Genomic DNA, 17,931 nt, shown 5'->3' on the forward strand with positions numbered 1-17,931 from the left:
TTTTATATGACGGACAACCTCTGTACGCGCTCGCGCTCTCAGAACGTCTGCCAGTCCCCTTCCGCGCTCGCAGTCGCTGCATGCGTCGGCGCAGGTTTTGCCGCTGTCTTCGCTGAGGCGCGAGGCTTGGTCGGCGCTGGAGCGCGAGGTTTGAGAGCGACGCGAGACGCGCTCGTTGGCTTCGCCGCCGTGGATACCGGAACCGCGCGCGCAGCCGCTGCATCCACCTTGAATACAGCGACGAGATCACGCAACGAAGCCGACTGCGACGCCATGGACTGCGCGGCCGCCGATGCTTCCTCGACGAGCGCCGCGTTCTGCTGCGTCATTTCATCCATCTGCATGACTGCGGTGTTGACCTGTTCGATGCCATGATGCTGCTCGCCCGATGCCGAGCTGATCTCGCCCATCAGATCGGCCACGCGCTTCACGGCCTGCACGATCTCCGTCATCGTGCGGCCCGCGTTGTCCACGAGCGCCGAACCATTGTTCACGCGTTCCACGGACTCGGTGATCAGATCCTTGATCTCCTTTGCGGCCGTCGCGCTGCGCTGTGCAAGCGTGCGCACTTCGCCCGCCACCACCGCGAAACCGCGACCTTGTTCGCCTGCGCGCGCGGCTTCCACGGCCGCATTCAATGCGAGGATGTTGGTCTGGAACGCGATACCTTCGATGACCGAGATGATCTGCGCGACTTGCTCCGAGCTGCCGGCCCGGTTACGAACCGTGTGGCTGCAGTCCGTCCGTCTGCGGTTATTCGCCGGCTTGCACCGCTGAATCGAACGTCCGCAGGCGCGCATGAGTCTTCACGACCCTCAACCGCCCTTCTCCCCCACGTACCGACGACGACGGCTTTCAACGCTACAACGGCCATTCGACATTCAGCTATCGAGGCCCGAACGAAGACCGCAGCTATACGAACGTCATTCGAGCAACGATGCGATCCACATCTAAGTTTCCAACTCGAAGTCTGCATAAGACGCCCCGCTCTCCGTTTATCTGCTCGACGAGCGCGAAGCCAGGTAACGTTGTGGCGCCTCTCCCGTGACCTGACGAAACATGACGATGAAAGCACTGGCACTGCGATAGCCAAGCTTCTTCGAAACTTGCGTCACAGGCTGTCCCAGCGTAAGGAGCGTGATTGCCTCCGCGACTCGTATCTGCTGACGCCATGCGCCAAAGGTCAATCCAGTCTCGGCATTCAGATAGCGCGCCAATGTTCGCCCGCTGGTGTGAAACTGCTCGCCCCAGAAATCGAGCGTCAGTTCGCTCGCCGGGTCGTTCATCATGTGCTCGCAGATCTGCAGCAGCCGTGCATCGCGCGGCAATGGCACGCCGGGCTCGGCGAGCGCGGGCGTCTCTCTCAACACCTTCAGCAACAGCGGCGCGCTGAGCGAGGCATGGCTTCCCTCGGCGTATCGCTCGCCCGCGGCGCCCAGCACGATGGCCAGCTCTCTCATCAACGGCGACACTGCAATCACGGCCGGTTGATGCCACGACCACGGAAACACACGCGGTTCGAAATACACACTGCATAGTTGCGTGTCGCCGACCGCGTGCAGTTCGTGATCGACATCGGATGGCAGCCAAACTGCGCGCGACTGCGGCAGCGTCCAGGTGCGCGAGGGCGTGAGCACGCGCACGACGCCGCGCACGGCGAACACCAGTTGTCCGTGCTTGTGTTGATGCCAGGTTATACGCTCGCCATGACGATAGTCGACGAGGGTCGCCATCACGTCTCGCGACAGCGGGACGCGTTCGATCGGATAGCGTTTGAGCAGGAACTCTTTCATGGTCGCGAAAAAGTGGTACGCAAAAAACTATCGATAAAACACCAATAGTTGTCAGAAATTCGATATTCGGTGTCGGCCTGATTTTTCGACGAAACGCTAAACTCGTCGTCACTCAACACTTTGCGCCGACCCATCGGTTGAAATGTTAATGGTTCGCATTCTCGCATTTTTGTTACCGCCCAATGCGCTTTGCGGGCAGCCGCGTGCCTTGGCTGCTTTCAACGAGGGTGTGCGCACGTGTCTCTGATAGCCTCGTCGATCCGCAGCGCGCGCGGGTTGTTGCCTGTCGCGCTGGTCGTCAGTCTCGTCAGCGGCGCGGCGAACGCGGCGCTCGTCGCGCTGATCAATCAGGCGCTGCGCGCAACCGGCGACGAACTACTCACGCTCGGCGTGCGCTTCGCGGCGCTGGGCGTCGTGGTCATTCTCACGCGGGTCGTTTCGCAGATGCTGTTCATGTATCTCGGACAGCACGCCAAGGCGAGGTTGCGCTTGCAGACGATCGGCCGCATCGCGGGCGCGTCGTACCGCGATCTCGAACGATGCGGCGCGTCGCGCGCCATCAACGCGCTCACGCAGGACCTCGACACCATCGTCGTGTTCTTCATCAGTCTGCCGTCGATCGTCATGCAGGGCGCGGTGATCGCGGGTTGTCTCGTCTATCTCGGCATGCTGTCCCTGCCGATTCTGCTGTTCGCGCTCGTCGCGATTGGCGCGGGATCGCTCGGCACGCATCTGATCGGCTCGCGGGCGCTTCTCCATCTGCGCGATTCGCGGCAGCGTGAAGACGGCCTGTTGCAACGCTTTCGCTCGCTCTTCGACGGCGCGAAGGAACTGAAGCTGCATCGCGCGCGTGCCGAAGCGTTCGTCGCGCGTGATCTCGCCCCGCATGTCGAAGCGGTGCGCGCGCAGCGCACGCGCGGCTACATGCTGCACGCGTTGGCCGCGAGCTGGGGCAATCTGCTGCTGTTCGGCTTCGTCGGCCTGACCCTCTTCGTGCTCGCGCGTCTCTTCGATGCCGACGCGCACGTGATGTCCGGTTACGCGCTCGTCTTCCTTTACCTCATCATGCCGGTCGAAGGATTGCTGGCGGCCCTACCCGCCATCGGCAGCGCGCGGATCGCGTTCGAGCGCATCGATCAGCTCGAGCAAGCCCTGCCGCCCGAGCCCGCAAGCGCCTCGCTCGACGCCGATGCGTTCGCGAGCATTACGCTCGAAGGCGTCGAACATCGCTACGTGCGCGAAGCCGAGGACGGTTTTTTCACGCTCGGACCTATCGATCTGACGTTCCGGGCGGGCGAACTCGTCTATCTCGTGGGCGGCAACGGTAGCGGCAAGACCACGCTCGCGAAGGTGCTGGTCGGGCTGTATGCGCCGGAGTCGGGACGCATCGTCATCGACGAAACGGTGGTGGACGACGGCAATCGCGCCGCTTACCGGCAGCTCTTCTCCGTCGTCTTCAGCGATTTCCATTTGTTCGATTCGCTGCTCGGCCTGCCCGCGCACAGCGAGGCCACGGCGCGCGCGCTGCTCGTGGCATTGCAACTAGAGCACAAGGTGCGCATCGACAACGGCCGTTTTTCGACGCTCGATCTGTCGCAAGGCCAGAGGAAGCGTCTTGCCTTGCTGGTGGCGTTTCTGGAAGACCGCCCGTTCTATCTCTTCGACGAATGGGCCGCCGACCAGGACCCCGCGTTCAAGGACATCTTCTATCGCGTGCTGCTGCCGCAACTGAAGGCACGCGCCAAGACGGTGCTCGTCATCACCCACGACGACCGTTATTTCGATCTCGCCGATCGTATCGTCAAGCTCGACAGCGGTCAGGTGAGTTCCACGAAAAAGGCGGCGCTCGCATGAACGGCCACGTCTACCAGACGGCGTACGCGACCGCGACGCCGCCCGCCTTCTCGCTCGAAGGCGTGTCGCGCTCGGCGGGCGGGCGCACGCTCTTGCATCCGCTGGATCTGCATATCGAACCGGGCCGCGTGACGGGGCTTGTCGGGCACAACGGCTCCGGCAAATCCACGCTCGTCAAGCTGCTCGCAGGACAGATTGCGCCGGATACGGGCGTCGTCCGATGCGCGGGCCGGCCGCTCGCCGACTGGAGCACGCGCGAGTTCGCGCGTGAAGTCGCCTGGCTTCCGCAGCAGACGCCATCGACCGATGGCATGACGGTGCGCGAGCTCGTCGCGCTCGGCCGCTATCCGTGGCACGGCGCGCTCGGGCGCTTCACGGCCGGCGACGCCGCGCACGTCGACCGGGCGATGCAAGCCGCCGATGTTCATTGTTACGCCGACCGCACCGTGGACAGCCTGTCGGGCGGCGAGCGCCAGCGCGCGTGGATCGCGATGCTGGTCGCGCAGAACGGGCGCTGCATGCTGCTTGACGAACCGACGTCGGCGCTCGATGTCGGCCATCAGCTGACCGTGCTCGAACTCGTCAGGACGCTGTGCGCCGAGCGCGCGATGACCGCTGTCATCGTCATGCACGACATCAACATGGCGACGCGCTTCTGCGACCGGATCGTCGCGTTGCGCGAGGGGCGTCTGCTGATGCGCGAGGACGCGGCGGTAATCGTCGATCCGGCGCGGCTCGAAGCCATCTACGGCGTGCCGATGTCGGTTACGACCGATGCGTCCACCGGCCGCCGCATGTGTTTTCCGTCATGAAGTCGCCACCGAGACGCACGCTGCTGCAAGGCGCCGCCGCGCTGCTCGCGTTCCCGCGCGCCGCGCGCGTCGCGGCCGGACCGGCGCCGCGACGTATCGTCGTATTGAACTGGGAGCTGACCGAGACGCTGCTCGCGCTCGGGCGCGCGCCGGTCGGCATTCCGCTGCCCGCGTGGTATGCGAACACGATCGCGGTGCCGCCGCTGCCGTCCGATGTCGCGGATATCGGCCTTCTCTATCAACCCAATTTCGATGCGCTGCTCGCGCTCGCGCCGGACCTGCTGATCGTCACGCCCGCGCATGCGGGACTGCTCGCGCCGCTGCGGCGTATCGCCCCGACGCTCACGCTCGGCGCGTATATGACCGACGGGCATCCCTACGCGAGCCTGTGCGCCGAAACGCGCGTGATGGCCGATGCCTTCGACGCCCGCGCCCGGGCCGACGCGCTGTTCGCTTCAACCGAGCGCGTCATGAGCGACATCGCGGCGCGCGTGCCGCGCGGCCGGCCGGTGATCGTCGCGGACGTGATCGACGAGCGGCATCTGCGCGTGTACGGCGGAGGCAGTCTCTTCAACGACGTGCTCGCGAAGATCGGGCTGTCGAACGCCGCGACTGCGCGCGTGCGCTGGACGACGAACGCGATGGGTTCCACCGTCGTGCCGTTGCCCCGTCTCCTCGAAGCCGCCGGCGCCGATATCGCGTTGACTCGGCCGCTCGCGCCCGACATCCGCGCGGCGCTGACGGCGAGCCCGCTCTGGCGCGCGCTGCCAGCGGTCCGCGAGAAGCGCGTGGCCGTGTTGCCGGTGATCGCCCCGTACGGCGGCCTGATTTCGATGCAACGCTTCGCGACCGCGATGGCGAATGCACGCGCCATCATCGATAACGGCGGAGGTGGGCTTGCGTAGCAGCCGCGTCGCACTCACTCGCCCTTCGGCGCCGCCACGCGACTGGCGGCTTGCACTTTTCGCCGGCCTGATGCTGCCCGCCGCGTGCCTCGCCGCGTTGCATTTGCATGGCGCGCTCGACGGCGCATCGTTCTGGAAGGCGCTCGTTTCGCCCGATCTCACCGACATGCGCGACGTGCTGGTGCACGAGAGCGTGCTGCCGCGCATCGCCATGACGCTGCTGTGCGGCACGGCGCTCGGGCTTGCGGGCGTGCTGGTGCAGCAGGTGTTGCGCAATCCGCTTGCCGAACCGATGACGCTCGGCATCTTCCCCGGCGCGTATCTCGGGCTCGCCGTCGTGAGCGTGTGGCTGCCGGGCTGGCTCGCAGCGGGTCGCGAAACCATCGCGCTCGCGGGTGGCGCGCTGGCAATGATCCTCGTGCTCGGCCTGGCATGGTTGCAACGCATGTCGTCGCTTGCCGTGATTCTCGCGGGCATGGTGGTGAATTTGTACTGCGGCGCGATCAGCCTCGCGATCGGCGTAATGCATTTCGATCTGCTGCAAGGCTTGCAAATCTGGGGCGGCGGCGCACTCGATCAGACCGGCTGGCGAAGCGCCGCGCGCGTTGCGGCGAGCGTGGGCGGTTGCGCGCTGGCGTCGGCGCTGCTGCATCGACCGCTGCAACTCTTCGATGCCGGCGATGCCACCGCTCGCAATCTCGGCGCCGCCGTCGGCTGGATGCGCGGCGCGGCGCTGCTGGTCGCGGTCGTGCTCACGGCGAGCGTGGTGGCGCAGGTCGGCGTGATCGGGTTTGTCGGATTGGCGGCGCCGCTCCTCGCGCGGCTCACGGGCGCGCGCCGCCTGCGCGACCGGCTGGTGTGGGCGCCGCTTTTGGGCGCCGCCCTGCTCTTTCTCACCGACGAACTCGTGCGCATCGTCTCGCAGGGCGAGCTGTTCTCAGCGCATCTGATTCCCACCGGCACGGTCACGTCGATGATCGGCGTGCCGCTCCTGGTCGTCCTGCTGCCGCGCCTTCGCACCACGCCGGACATCCGCGAAACGCGTGACCGCGGCACCGCGCCGCACGCCGTGCGCACGACGCCGCTCGTGTGGGCAGCGCTCTTCGCGATCACGTGCGCGTTGTCGTTCGTCGTCACGCGCGGACCGGACGGTTGGCGGTTCGCGCATCCGGCCGACATCGACGCGCTCCTCTTCTGGCGCGTGCCGCACCTGCTGGCCGCGCTCGCAGCGGGCAGTCTGCTGGGCGCGGCGGGCGCGCTGTTGCAGCGCATGACCGCGAATCCGATGGCAAGCCCAGACCTGCTCGGCGTCGGCTCGGGCGGCATGTTCGGCGTCGTCGCGGTGCTGCTGATCGCGGGCAGCTTCGAACCGGCCGCGCTGTTCGCGGGAAGCGTGGCCGGCGCGTGCACCACGCTTGGCTTGCTGCTCTGGCTCGGGCGGCGCGCGCGGTTCGCGCCAGAGCGGTTGCTGCTCGTCGGATTGTCGATCAGCGCGCTGTTCCAGGCGGTCGTCGGCGCGGTCATGGCGAGCGGCGATCCACGCGCGGGCGTGCTGCTCGATTTGCTGGTCGGGTCGACCTACTACATCGAGCCGGCGATGGCATTGCTCATGGCCGTGCTGGCGATGTCGGTACTCGCCGTGGCGCCGCTGTTCGCGCGCTGGCTGGCGGCGCTCGGCGCCGGTCCGCAGGTGGCGGCGAGCATCGGCGTGCCGGTCGGGCGCGCGCGCTTCGGCCTGTTGCTGCTCGCGGCGGTATCGACGGCGGCGGCGACGGTCGTGGTCGGACCGCTGTCCTTCGTCGGGCTGATCGCGCCGCATATCGCGCGGCTCTCGGGCGGGCGGCGTCCGCTGCCGCAGGTCTACCTCGCAGCGATGCTCGGCGCGCTGCTGATGGTCGTCGCGGACTGGCTGGGACGGCAGATTCCTTATCCGGAGCAACTTCCGGCCGGTCTCGTCGCGACACTGCTCGGCGGTCCGTGGCTCGTCATGCTGATCCTGCTGCGCGGTGCGCGGCAAACATGACGGTTGCATCGAAGTCGATAGAACGGGGCCGCGCGTGCCTCGCACCACACAACCAATGTCCCCATCCGATTCAAGCCCGCATGCAGCGGGACGACGCCGTTTGTCTATTCAACGATGGGATGAGAAAACATGAGAAGAGGGAATGACCCGCGCGGCGCGATGCCCGCGCCGACGACGGGATGGCACGTGCGCGCGCCGCGCATGACGCCGCTTGCGCTCGCGCTTTTGACGATGCTCGGCGCGACATCGCCGCCCACACGCGCGCAAAACCCGGCGGGCAGCGATGTGACGTTGCCCGCCGTCGTGGTGACCGACAGCACCGGCGCCGATGCGACGACCGAAGACAGCGGCTCGTACGCCGCGAAACGCGCGACCATCGCGGGCAAGAGCGCGCAATCGATCAAGGAGACCCCGTATTCGGTTTCCGTCGTCACGCGCCAGCAAATGGACGACCGCAACGACACGACCATCGAAGAAGCCTTGCGCTACGTGACGGGCGTCAGTTCGGTCAGCTACGGCGACGGCACGGCTTATTTCCGCGCGCGGGGCTCACAACTTGGCATCGAATTCGATGGCACGCCCATCGTCAGCGGCCTGCAATATCTCACGCAATTCGACCTCGCGATGTACGACCGCGTGGAAGTGTTGCGCGGACCGGCCGGCGTGATCGACGGCGCAGGCGAGCCCGGCGGCGTCGTCAATCTCGTGCGCAAACGGCCGCAAAATCAATTCCATCTGACGACCGACACACAAGTCGATTCCTTCGGCAGCGTGCGGCAGATGATCGACGTCACCGGACCGCTCAACAAGGACGGCAGCCTGCGCGGGCGTGCGGTGATCGTCGGCGAGGCCGGGCATCAATCGATCGACCGGGCGCGCAGCAAGGAGTTCATGGCCTATGGCGCGATCGACTACGACTTCACGCCGCGTACGACGCTCTCGCTCTCGGGCGGCTACGAAGTCCTGCCGATGTACGGCCTCGACTACGGCGCGAGCGGCGTGCTCAATGCGGATCAGACCGCACTCGTCGGCCGCGTGCCGAGTTCGTATGCACAGAACTTCAGCCCGAGCTGGAACACGTCGTACACGTCGATTCAGGAAGCCAACGCGAACCTCGTGCATCGCTTCGAAAGCGGCTGGAAGTCCTCCACGACGTTGTTCTACCGGCACATGCTGACGCGGGCGTACTACGCGTACTCGGGACCGGGCGCGACCACCGATGGCCTCAGCTTCTACGGCGATCAGAATCAGCGCAACACGTACGACTGGTTCGGCGCGGACAGCAACGTGTCCGGTCCCATCCGGCTCTTCGGGCAGACGCACACGTTGACGGTCGGCGCAAATTATTCGGTGATGTCGTCGACGGCGCTCTCGGGCTTCCAGTCCGTCGATGGCCCGTTCGACGGCGGCACCTTCAGTCTGTTCGATCCCAACGCCGTGCCGCAGGTCGATACGCCCTTCAGCTTCGGCACGAACGAGCGCACCGTCCAGTACGGCATCTACGCGCAGGCGCGCATCAAACTCGCGAATCCGCTGACGCTCGTGCTCGGCGCGCGCGAGGCGTTCGTACAGGATCGCACGCAATCGACACTGCCCGACCTCACGGACTGGGCGACGAACTCGCAGATCAACCATCGTTTTCTGCCGTCGGCGGGACTCGTCTGGGATATCGTGCCGGCGGTCACCGCGTACGCGAATTACGCGCGCTTCCTCGACGCCCAGACGCAGACGACATTCTCCGGCGCGGGCATTCCACCGCGTTCCGGCGAGCAATACGAAGTCGGCGTGAAGAGCAGCGTGCTCGGCGGACGCCTGAATACGAACATGGCGCTGTTCCGTATCAACGACAACAACCGCGCGGTCGACGATCCCGATCATCAGTTCTATTACCTTGCCGCCGGCAAGGCACGCAGTCAGGGCGTCGAACTCGAAGTCACCGGACAGCCGATGCCGGACTGGAACGTCTATGCGGGCTACACGTATTTGAACGAGCACTTCGAGAACGATGCGCCCGGCCTCACCGATGGCACGGACCCCAAGCATCTCTTCAAACTGTGGACGCGGTATCAGTTTACGCAGGGCGTCATGCGCGGGGTATCGGTCGGCGGCGGCATGCTCGCGCAGACACGCATATCGCGCGGCGTCGAACAGGGCGCGTATGCCATCTTCGATGCGCAGGTCGGATATCGCTTCAACAAGCATCTCGAAGCGACACTGCAGTTGAACAATATCTTCGATCGCGGCTATTACATTCGCCCACCCGGCCAGTTCTACAGTGTATTCGGCGACAGGCGTAACGTCATGTTGAGTGTGCGGACCGACTTCTAAATTTACGATGACGCTTGGGCGACTGCCGGGACGGAAGCACTGACCTTCCACCGTCGGGTTGTCCGCAGACAGGCGATGATCGCCATCGGCTGTCTGCTTCTGAGTAACATAGAATCCGCAAGAATTTCGTAAGACGAAGTCGCCGCTAACGACATATGACGGAAGTTGGTAAGTCTCGGTCAAAGATTTCTCAGTGACACCAAGCAACGCAAGTTGGTGCTCAGCAGCCGCCGTCATCCAACCCAGCAACCTAGAGTAGACTGCAACCTCAACATCAAAACCCCGCACCTCGGTCCTCACTGTTGGGAGCACTTCAAATGAAAGTTCTCGTAGTGGACGATTACACCGATACCACCGACATGCTCGCCGAAATCGCGGGGTCCATGGGTCATGCGGTCACTCGCGCCTACACCGGCACCGAGGCGCTGAAAGCGGCCGCAGGCGAAGGCGCGTTCGAACTCATTCTTCTGGATATCGGGCTTCCCGATATCAATGGCCACGCTCTGTGCATGCGACTCCGCGCATCCGAGAAATATGCCTCCCGGCGCATCTTCTCGCTGACCGCACACGACGACATTCACGAACATTTCGATATGTCTTGCTTCGATGGACACTTGTCCAAACCGCTATCCGTCGCCGCCATCGAATCGTTGCTATCGGGAAAAAAAGCCGAAGAGCCGGTTCGCTAATCGAAACTCCGTCGCTTGCACCATCGTGCGCTTCGACGTATCGAACCACGGTGCAGACGATCAAATCAGGGAGGCCGCAGTGCCAGACATCAATGGATTCGCTGACGACCGTTCCGATTACAAACTCGAATCGTTACGCCCACTCGCCGATTATCTGGAACGCGCGCTCGACAAGGCGACAAGCGTCGTCCTTATTCGGCATACCGCCGACGTTTGCACGGTCTATCTCGGCGACCCATCCGGGCCCAAGGAAGAGTTGAAACAAGTAGGCTCGATTCCAAAATCGCTCGCTGATGAAATGCTGGAACTGACCTCGTCAGGTGCAAATCGAATCGAGATCGACGAGCAGTCGTATCGCTTCGTGCGCAGCTTCACGCAGATCGACGACACAGCCGCCATCGTCTTCAAGGCTGACTAATCGCCGCTGCCACTTCAACTGCATCAAGCAACGGAGGCGTCAGTTGAGCAACGCTTTGGATGCAATCCTGGCGCAGACGTGGAGCCATCTGATTTCAGGCGCCAATCCCGGCCGCGAGCGTTCCGCCTACACGTTGATGCAGTTCGCGACCATCGGGCTCGATGGCGCGCCGAAGCTGCGCACGGTCGTAATGCGGCGTGCCATCCAGGACCGCACGCTTGTGAGCTTTCACACGGACGTGAGATCGGAAAAGGTCGCTGAGATCGAACAGGAGCCGAACGTCTCCGCGCTTGTCGGCGACTGGAGTGCCGGCATCCAGATTCGACTCGAAGGGCGCGCGCAACAAGTCATCGACGACGACGAAAGACTCGCCGTGTGGAATGCGAGCCGCCCCGGATCGCTCGCGCTTTATCGTGCGCCGTTGCCTCCGGGAACACTAGTGGACAGTCCGCCCGATGCGCGCCCGAAGCCCGACGACACAACAGCGCACACTCAGACGGATGGCTTCGAACACTTCTGCCTCATCGACGTCATCGTCAGTAAGATCGATTTCCTCGACGTCTCGGGCGAAATGCACCGGCGCGCAAACTTCTGGCTCGAACGCAACGAGTGGCACGGTCATTGGATCGCGCCATGAATGCGACCAACCTCGACTTCATGCGTGTGAAACGAGCGGCAAGCGAATAATGAAGACGCAACCGTGGCCAGGAATGTCCTTCACTTCCACGGTTCCCCTCAAAGTTTCTACGTTGCGCCTCACAATAGTCAGTCCTAAGCCCAGTCCGCTGCGATCCGCATTGAATTGCACGAAAGGATCGAACATCGACTCGCCGTTCTTACAAGGAAGTCCTCCGCACTGATCGTGGATTTCAATAAAGACGTCGTGATTCACATAGATTCTCAACGCGACCGCGCTTTTCTCCTTGGTGAACTTGAACGCATTCTGTAAGAGGTTGATTATCGCCTCATACAACAAGTCGCGATCTCCACGAACCTTGATGAGCGCGTCGACCGGAGTAACGGAAAAACTTTTTCCACGGGCTGTCGCGTCCACTCGCGCCGCTCCCTCGATTTCCAGGATTAATGGAGCGAGACTGAAGATAACGTCGTCGTAACGTACGGTCGCCGGGTCTGCCGAGTCGCGAAGCATTCGGTCAGTCAGCTTGCCGAGTCGCAAAAGACTACGCTCAGCAAGTAATCCGGTGGCTCCTTTCGCGCTCAGATTTCCTCGTTGTAAAGCGGTGAATGCGAGCAGCGTAGTGTGGATCAGATTACGCATCTCGTGCGCGAGCATTCTGTTCTCATCGGTCTGCGTCTGAGCGCCGCTATTCGTGCGCGCGTTGTCTCGCGCGGCCGAATAAGCCATCACGGCATTGGCAACCGCCGTATCGATGCACAGATTGAGTATTCGAAACTCCTGTACCTTGAAAGGCGCATCCCGTTCTACGGCCAGTTCGGTAATCGCCTGGCATAGATCGCCGTAACCTACGACGATGTCTTCGATCTTGAGTCCCGTTCCGAATAGCACCCTGCCTGCTTCGCGTGCGGTTCTGCCTATCGGGGTATCCTTCGATTCACCCCGTTCGGGAAGCCCCGATGTCGAATTCGGAGTTTCGGTGGTACGGTGCTGGCGCAGAAGTTCGGTTATTTGCGTAAGCAGTTCGGGAAGGACGATCTTTATATCCGCCATCACCGGAGATTCGGCGTTCCGCTTGAAAGTCATGATGCGGCAACGTTCAAGCAAGATGCTTCGATTATTCTTGAGAAATTCGTGCATCATGGCCCTGCTCCTGATGAAGTCCAAAGCCAGGAAGCGTCCTTCAGGGAGACGATCTTGCCTGCATCGACAAGGATCGATCAGACCTTGATCGCCCGCCTTGAAACTTCGTTGGTCAAACTAATGTCGCGTTGTCGTTCGAACCGTATCGTCTTTCTTTTGTTGTGGGCGACGGTTTCACCGCTGGACTAGCGCAATCGCTATTCCCGTGCCGTGCTCCCGTGCCCATAAATAACAGTTTGGCGACGTCCCGCAGGCAACGACTAATAATCGGCGATTTCGGCTGAAGCACGACGAGAAGCGAGCGAATAACGCCCGCTCGCGTTCACACGAACTCGACTCCCTGCGCCGTTTACCGACCGGCATGACGCCGCTCGGAACGCCGATTGCTCTTTCGTCGGTCCGTATGTGGTTCCAAAAAGGAGAAGCTAAATGGCAGGCGACAGTTCGTACAAGCCCGGTGAAATCGCCAAAGTATCGGGCATTTACTCAGTGGTCTATGAGGACGGGAAAGATACCTTTGAAGTCACCTGCGTCGAAGGCGAACATTTTCCGCCCACGCGAAACGGAAAAGGCGCGCACTTCGAGCTGAAATACGGAGCGACGCATTCGCACAAGCATGAAGCGTTGAAGGAAACTCAAGCGCAAGCCTGAGCGCATATAAAGTATTGGTCGCGGTACGTCCTACATACTTGGGACGCACCGCGAACACTGCATCGGCGGATTAAAGCGCTCGTGCCTTGTTTTCGCGCGGCATAAGGAAAGCCAGCACGGCCGCGACAATAAATAGCGCAGGCACATCGCCTAGCAAATGACCGACATGGCGTGTGCCGTCCATCTCGGCGCCGAACGACTGCACAGCCATGATTGCGCCGTGCACGACGCTCGACCATACCGTGAACCAGATCAGGCTCAGATGCTTCATCGGGTTGCGCGATGCCATCAGTAGAAATACGCCGAGCGTCGCGTAGATGCCGACGATCATCAGCGGGTAGTCCGAATGGCTGCTTTGCCAACTCCATCCGGAAGGCCACAGGATCATGAGCGGCCATAACGCGAAGATGGCGATTAAACCCACGGCAATCAGCGCGATGCGCAAGGCGGCGAGTCGTCGGGCGTCGTTCATCATGCGCTCCCAAAGAAGGCGTGCTTGTCGCACACGATACTCCCGCGCACCGCTCCCTACTCGGCTGCTCCTTCGCATTGGCAACGTAGTCGAGCGTCTGCGCGCCTGACGGACAATTACTCGTAGCTCCGCGTCACAGAAAGCCGTCCCCGGAACGATAAGATCATCACAAAACGGGTCGATATTGTTGCAATTCTCCCGTTCAGAACACGAAAACTAGGGCTATCTGTTATTGACGCACCATTTACATGATGCGAAGATCACAACACAACACGCGGCCCGACCGCGAACATAAGAATTCGTCTATTTGACGAAGGAGACATCAGGATGAGTCAGCCGGTCGCGGCCGCTTCATCGCCGCCAGTTCCGTTGATCCGTGTAACCGGCGTCACCAAAAGGTTCGGTGGCGTGCAGGCGCTGCGCGGCGTCGATCTCGAAGTTCTGCCGGGCGAGGTGCACGCGCTGCTCGGCGAAAACGGCGCGGGCAAGTCCACGCTCATCAAGATATTGAGCGGCGTCCACGCCTACGACGAAGGATCGATCGAAATCGCGGGCAACCGGGTCGCATTCGAATCGCCCGCAAAGTCGCGCGAGGCAGGCGTTGCCGTCGTGTATCAGGACTTGAGTCTGGTCGAATCGTTGTCCGTCGGCGCCAACCTCATGCTCGGGCGCGAACCGCGCACGCGTCTCGGCTTCGTCCGGCAACGTGAACTCATGGCGCAGGTCAGCACCTTTTTGCGCGAACACAATATTCCGCTCGATCCGCGCGTGCCCGTGGATTCCTTGCCGTTCGCCTATCGCCAGATGACGGAGATTTGCAAGGCGCTGATGGGCGACGTGCGCGTGCTGATTCTCGACGAACCCACGTCCGCGTTGACAGGCGGCGAAGAACGGATTCTCTTCGACGCTATTCGCACCGTGACGGCGCGCGGCGTCGGCGTGATCTACGTGACGCATCGGCTGAACGAGGTCTTTCGCATCTCGCAGCGCGTGACCGTGTTCCGCGATGGTGCAAACGCCGGAAGTTTCGCCACCGCCGAAACCGACATGAAGCAGCTCGTCGCGGCTATCGTCGGCCCGCGTCATGCGGCCATGCAGGCGCGTCAGGAAACCTCGGCGGGTGCGGCGGCGCAAACCAAAGTCGCGATGGCCGATCGCGCTGCCGATGCGCCCGTGCTGAAGCTGTCGAAGGTAAGCAACGCGCATCTTTGCGCCGTCGACTTGTCCGTGAGCAAGGGCGAAGTGCATGGCATTGCCGGACTGATCGGCAGCGGCCGCACGGAGATTCTGCAAACCATCTTCGGTCTGCTGCCCGTGGAGTCGGGCAGCCTCGATCTCGACGGCGAACCGCTCGGCGCGCGCAATCCCTCCGATGCAATCCGGCGCGGCGTCGCGCTCGTGCCTGAAGACCGTCATGTGCAAGGGCTCGTGCTCGATCATTCGATCGAACGCAATCTGACCTTGCCGCGCCTGCCGCGGTTTTCGAGCGGCGGATGGCTGCGCGCGAAAGCCGCCGCGCAACAAGCACGCGTCGCGATGAAGCAGCTTTCCGTGAAAGCGCCCGATGCATCGACACACGTGAAGTTTCTCTCGGGCGGCAACCAGCAGAAGGTCGTATTCGCGAAGTGGAATCATCCGCGCCCGAAGTTGTTGTTGCTCGATGAACCCACGGTCGGCGTCGATGTCGGCGCGCGCGAGGAAATCTACGGCGTGGTACAGGACGCGGCGCGCGCAGGCACGGGCGTCGTGGTGGTGTCGTCGGATCTGGACGAACTGCTGCGGCTCTGCGACCGCATTTCCATCGTCGCCAATGGCGCGATTACACGCACTGTCGAGCGCGCCGAGATTCGTCACGCGGAAGAACTGCACCATCTCATACAACTGGCCCGCCCTACCGAAGAGCTTGCAACATGAACGAGTCTGTTTCGCCGATGCCCGCCGAACAACAAAGCGCCCAGCGTCATTCGCGCGCACGGCGCATTGCGCAGCTACTGCTGCAGGGCGACCGCCCCTACATGCTGTACTTTGCGTTCGCGATTCTGCTGGTGGTGTTCAGCTTCGCGTCGCCGTGGTTTCTCTCCATCGACAACTTCCTCAACATCGGCCGCCAGACGGCGCTCGTGTCGATCATCGCTATCGGCATGACATTCGTGATCATCGCGCGGCAGATCGACTTGTCGGTGGGATCGTCGCTCGCGCTGTCCGGCATGGCCGCCGCGCTCGCGATGTCGCATATCGGCGATAGCTGGGTCATCGGCGCGATCGCGGGCATTGGCACGGGCGCGATCGTCGGCGCGATCAACGGTCTCGTCACGACGCGTTTGAACATTCCCTCGTTTCTCGTGACGCTCGGCAGCTTGAGCGCGGCGCGCGGACTTGCATTGATGGTTACGACGACGCGGCCCGAGATCATCACGAACGATCATTTCATTGCGATCTTCGGCGAAGGCGACATTGCAGGCGTGCCGGTGCCGATCATCTGGACCTTGCTTGCCGTGATCGGCGGCATTCTGCTTCTGCATTACAGCGTGTTCGGCCGGCAAATCTATGCAGCCGGCGGCAATCCCACGGCCGCGCTCTACTCGGGCATCAACATTCGCCGCGTGACGACGCTCGCATTCGTGCTGACGGGCGCGCTTGCCGGCCTCGCCGCGCTCGTCTTGTCCGCGCGTTCGCATGCGGCGCGCCCGGACGTCGTGCAGGGCATGGAACTCGACGTGATTGCCTCCGTCATGCTCGGCGGGTGCAGTCTCTTCGGCGGACGCGGCTTCATTCTAGGCACGCTGCTAGGCAGTCTCATCATCGGCACGCTGAATAACGGGCTCGTGCTGCTCGGCGTGAGTTCGTCGCTGCAACTCGTCATCAAGGGCGTGATCATCGTCGCGGCAGTCGCGTTCACGCGCAAGTAGTTTTGGTTTCCCGCGCAGATCGACATTGCGTGAGAGACCACGAAAGGCAAGTCAAAAAAGCAGGAGACGAAGTACAACGCGACCAATGGAGGCAAGACATGAACTATCGTCGTGGATCAGGTGTAAAGCTGGCGAGTGTCGCGGCGGCGACTGCCATGGCTCTGTGCTGTGCGCAGGCGTTCGCGCAATCGTGCGAAAAGCTGAATGTGGCGTCGATCGGGCCAACGGGCATCGTCGGCCAGGGACCGAATGGCGAGAAGGCGGCAGCCGTCGATGCCGTCAAGCTGACCGATGCCGAAGCCGCCAAGGTCAAGGCCGGCAAGTTCAAGGTCGGCATTTCGATGCAGACGATGAACCTCGACTGGTCGCAACTTCAAGTGCAAGGCATTACGGATACGCTCAAGAAGTACGGCGTGGAAGTGATCGGCACGGCGTCGGCCGAGTATCAGGTCGACAAGCAGATCGCCGATATCGAGAACACGATACAGCGCCATCCGGACGGCATCATCTCCATTCCCGTGGATGGCACGGCAACGGCCGCGACCTACAAGAAGGTCTCGCAGGCGGGCATCAAGCTCGTGTTCATGGACAACGTGCCAACCGGCCTCAAGCATCCCGAGCAATACGCGGCCATGGTCTCGGCCGATAGCGAAGGCAACGGCCAGATCGCGGCGAAGGTGCTTGCGTCGTGCGTGCCGAAAGGCGGCACGGTCGGTCTCGTGAACTTCGGCGTCGATTACTTCAGCACGACGGAGCGGACCAAAGCCGTCAACGACTGGCTGAAGAAGAATCGCGCGGACATCAAGATCAAGCAGGTCGCGTTCACCGATCCGTCGAAAGTCGGGCAGATTGCGGGCGACTTTCTGACGGCGAATCCGGACGTCAAGGGCGTGTTCGCCGTGTGGGATCAGCCCGCGCTGGACACGCTTACGTCGATGCGCGCGCAGGGTATCAACACGCCTGTGACGACGGTGGACCTGGGGCTCGAATCGGCAATCGAGATTGCCAAGGGCGGTCCGCTCAAGGCGACGGGCTCGCAACGTCCGTACGATCAGGGCGCAGCCGAAGCCATGGCGATGATGAAGGCGCTGATCGGCCAGACACCGCCCGCGTGGATCGGCGTGCAGTCGCTGCCGGTCGTGCAGTCGAATGTGCTCGAGTCTTACAAGACCGTGTTCAAGAAAGACCCGCCGCCGCAATTGGCCGATGCCTGCAAGAAGGCGGCGCCCGCTTGCGGTTGATCTTCTGACCGACAGCCAGCGCGGTACTGCGAGAGCGAAGCCTTTGCGGGCTTCGC

The 17,931-nt window shown here is 62.7% G+C and carries 15 protein-coding genes and 1 pseudogene; 12 read left to right on the forward strand and 4 right to left on the reverse strand.

What is annotated here, in order from left to right; all coding sequences use genetic code 11:
- Nucleotides 1-38: 38 nt before the first annotated feature.
- Nucleotides 39-707: pseudogene (locus ACYQ47_RS12485) on the reverse strand (methyl-accepting chemotaxis protein); the annotation flags it as partial.
- A gap of 288 nt (nucleotides 708-995) precedes the next feature.
- Entirely contained in the window at nucleotides 996-1,793 is a 798-nt protein-coding gene (locus tag ACYQ47_RS12490; RefSeq protein ID WP_244831704.1) for an AraC family transcriptional regulator, read from the reverse strand.
- A 237-nt stretch (nucleotides 1,794-2,030) separates the two neighbouring features.
- Here ACYQ47_RS12490 and ACYQ47_RS12495 point away from each other — a divergent pair, with 237 nt between their 5' ends.
- The 8 genes from ACYQ47_RS12495 (at nucleotide 2,031) to ACYQ47_RS12530 (ending at nucleotide 11,459) form a co-directional block, all read left to right on the forward strand.
- On the forward strand, nucleotides 2,031-3,647 hold the full coding sequence (locus ACYQ47_RS12495) for a cyclic peptide export ABC transporter (RefSeq protein ID WP_459905543.1): 1,617 nt from the start codon (nucleotides 2,031-2,033) through the stop codon (nucleotides 3,645-3,647).
- Nucleotides 3,644-4,459, forward strand: coding sequence for an ABC transporter ATP-binding protein (locus ACYQ47_RS12500; RefSeq protein WP_250469644.1), 816 nt, complete (start codon nucleotides 3,644-3,646; stop codon nucleotides 4,457-4,459). Before ACYQ47_RS12495 ends, ACYQ47_RS12500 begins: the two co-directional genes overlap by 4 nt.
- A complete protein-coding gene (locus ACYQ47_RS12505; RefSeq protein ID WP_459905544.1) occupies nucleotides 4,456-5,364 on the forward strand; it encodes an ABC transporter substrate-binding protein in 909 nt (302 codons plus the stop codon). The genes ACYQ47_RS12500 and ACYQ47_RS12505 overlap by 4 nt, the downstream gene beginning before the upstream one ends.
- Complete coding sequence (gene fhuB / locus ACYQ47_RS12510; RefSeq protein ID WP_459905545.1) at nucleotides 5,357-7,387, forward strand: Fe(3+)-hydroxamate ABC transporter permease FhuB; 2,031 nt, start codon at nucleotides 5,357-5,359, stop codon at nucleotides 7,385-7,387. The genes ACYQ47_RS12505 and fhuB overlap by 8 nt, the downstream gene beginning before the upstream one ends.
- Before the next feature lie 129 nt (nucleotides 7,388-7,516).
- Nucleotides 7,517-9,715, forward strand: a complete 2,199-nt coding sequence (locus tag ACYQ47_RS12515) for a TonB-dependent siderophore receptor (protein ID WP_459905546.1) — start codon at nucleotides 7,517-7,519, stop codon at nucleotides 9,713-9,715.
- A gap of 317 nt (nucleotides 9,716-10,032) precedes the next feature.
- A complete protein-coding gene (locus ACYQ47_RS12520) occupies nucleotides 10,033-10,404 on the forward strand; it encodes a response regulator (RefSeq protein ID WP_244831710.1) in 372 nt (123 codons plus the stop codon).
- A gap of 25 nt (nucleotides 10,405-10,429) precedes the next feature.
- Entirely contained in the window at nucleotides 10,430-10,822 is a 393-nt protein-coding gene (locus tag ACYQ47_RS12525; RefSeq protein ID WP_459905547.1) for a hypothetical protein, read from the forward strand.
- Nucleotides 10,823-10,865: 43 nt separating this feature from the next.
- A complete protein-coding gene (locus ACYQ47_RS12530; RefSeq protein ID WP_459905548.1) occupies nucleotides 10,866-11,459 on the forward strand; it encodes a pyridoxamine 5'-phosphate oxidase family protein in 594 nt (197 codons plus the stop codon).
- A gap of 18 nt (nucleotides 11,460-11,477) precedes the next feature.
- Here ACYQ47_RS12530 and ACYQ47_RS12535 read toward each other — a convergent pair whose 3' ends face one another.
- The gene (locus ACYQ47_RS12535; protein ID WP_250469649.1) at nucleotides 11,478-12,602 is read right to left on the reverse strand and encodes a sensor histidine kinase; all 1,125 of its coding nucleotides are present in this window, start codon (nucleotides 12,600-12,602) and stop codon (nucleotides 11,478-11,480) included.
- A 429-nt stretch (nucleotides 12,603-13,031) separates the two neighbouring features.
- On the opposite strand from ACYQ47_RS12535, the gene ACYQ47_RS12540 reads away from it, so the two are divergent.
- The gene (locus tag ACYQ47_RS12540; protein ID WP_459905549.1) at nucleotides 13,032-13,253 is read left to right on the forward strand and encodes a hypothetical protein; all 222 of its coding nucleotides are present in this window, start codon (nucleotides 13,032-13,034) and stop codon (nucleotides 13,251-13,253) included.
- 70 nt (nucleotides 13,254-13,323) lie between these two features.
- Here the strand turns inward: ACYQ47_RS12540 and ACYQ47_RS12545 are convergent, their stop codons facing one another.
- Nucleotides 13,324-13,728, reverse strand: a complete 405-nt coding sequence (locus tag ACYQ47_RS12545; RefSeq protein ID WP_310390846.1) for a DUF6632 domain-containing protein — start codon at nucleotides 13,726-13,728, stop codon at nucleotides 13,324-13,326.
- A 324-nt stretch (nucleotides 13,729-14,052) separates the two neighbouring features.
- On the opposite strand from ACYQ47_RS12545, the gene ACYQ47_RS12550 reads away from it, so the two are divergent.
- The 3 genes from ACYQ47_RS12550 (at nucleotide 14,053) to ACYQ47_RS12560 (ending at nucleotide 17,875) form a co-directional block, all read left to right on the forward strand.
- Nucleotides 14,053-15,639: a sugar ABC transporter ATP-binding protein gene (locus ACYQ47_RS12550; RefSeq protein WP_459905550.1), complete on the forward strand. Its 1,587-nt coding sequence runs from the start codon at nucleotides 14,053-14,055 to the stop codon at nucleotides 15,637-15,639.
- Entirely contained in the window at nucleotides 15,636-16,634 is a 999-nt protein-coding gene (locus ACYQ47_RS12555; protein ID WP_459905551.1) for an ABC transporter permease, read from the forward strand. Before ACYQ47_RS12550 ends, ACYQ47_RS12555 begins: the two co-directional genes overlap by 4 nt.
- A 98-nt stretch (nucleotides 16,635-16,732) precedes the next feature.
- Nucleotides 16,733-17,875, forward strand: coding sequence for a substrate-binding domain-containing protein (locus ACYQ47_RS12560; protein ID WP_244831718.1), 1,143 nt, complete (start codon nucleotides 16,733-16,735; stop codon nucleotides 17,873-17,875).
- Nucleotides 17,876-17,931 lie beyond the last annotated feature (56 nt).

The organism is Caballeronia sp. HLA56 (assembly GCF_054655155.1).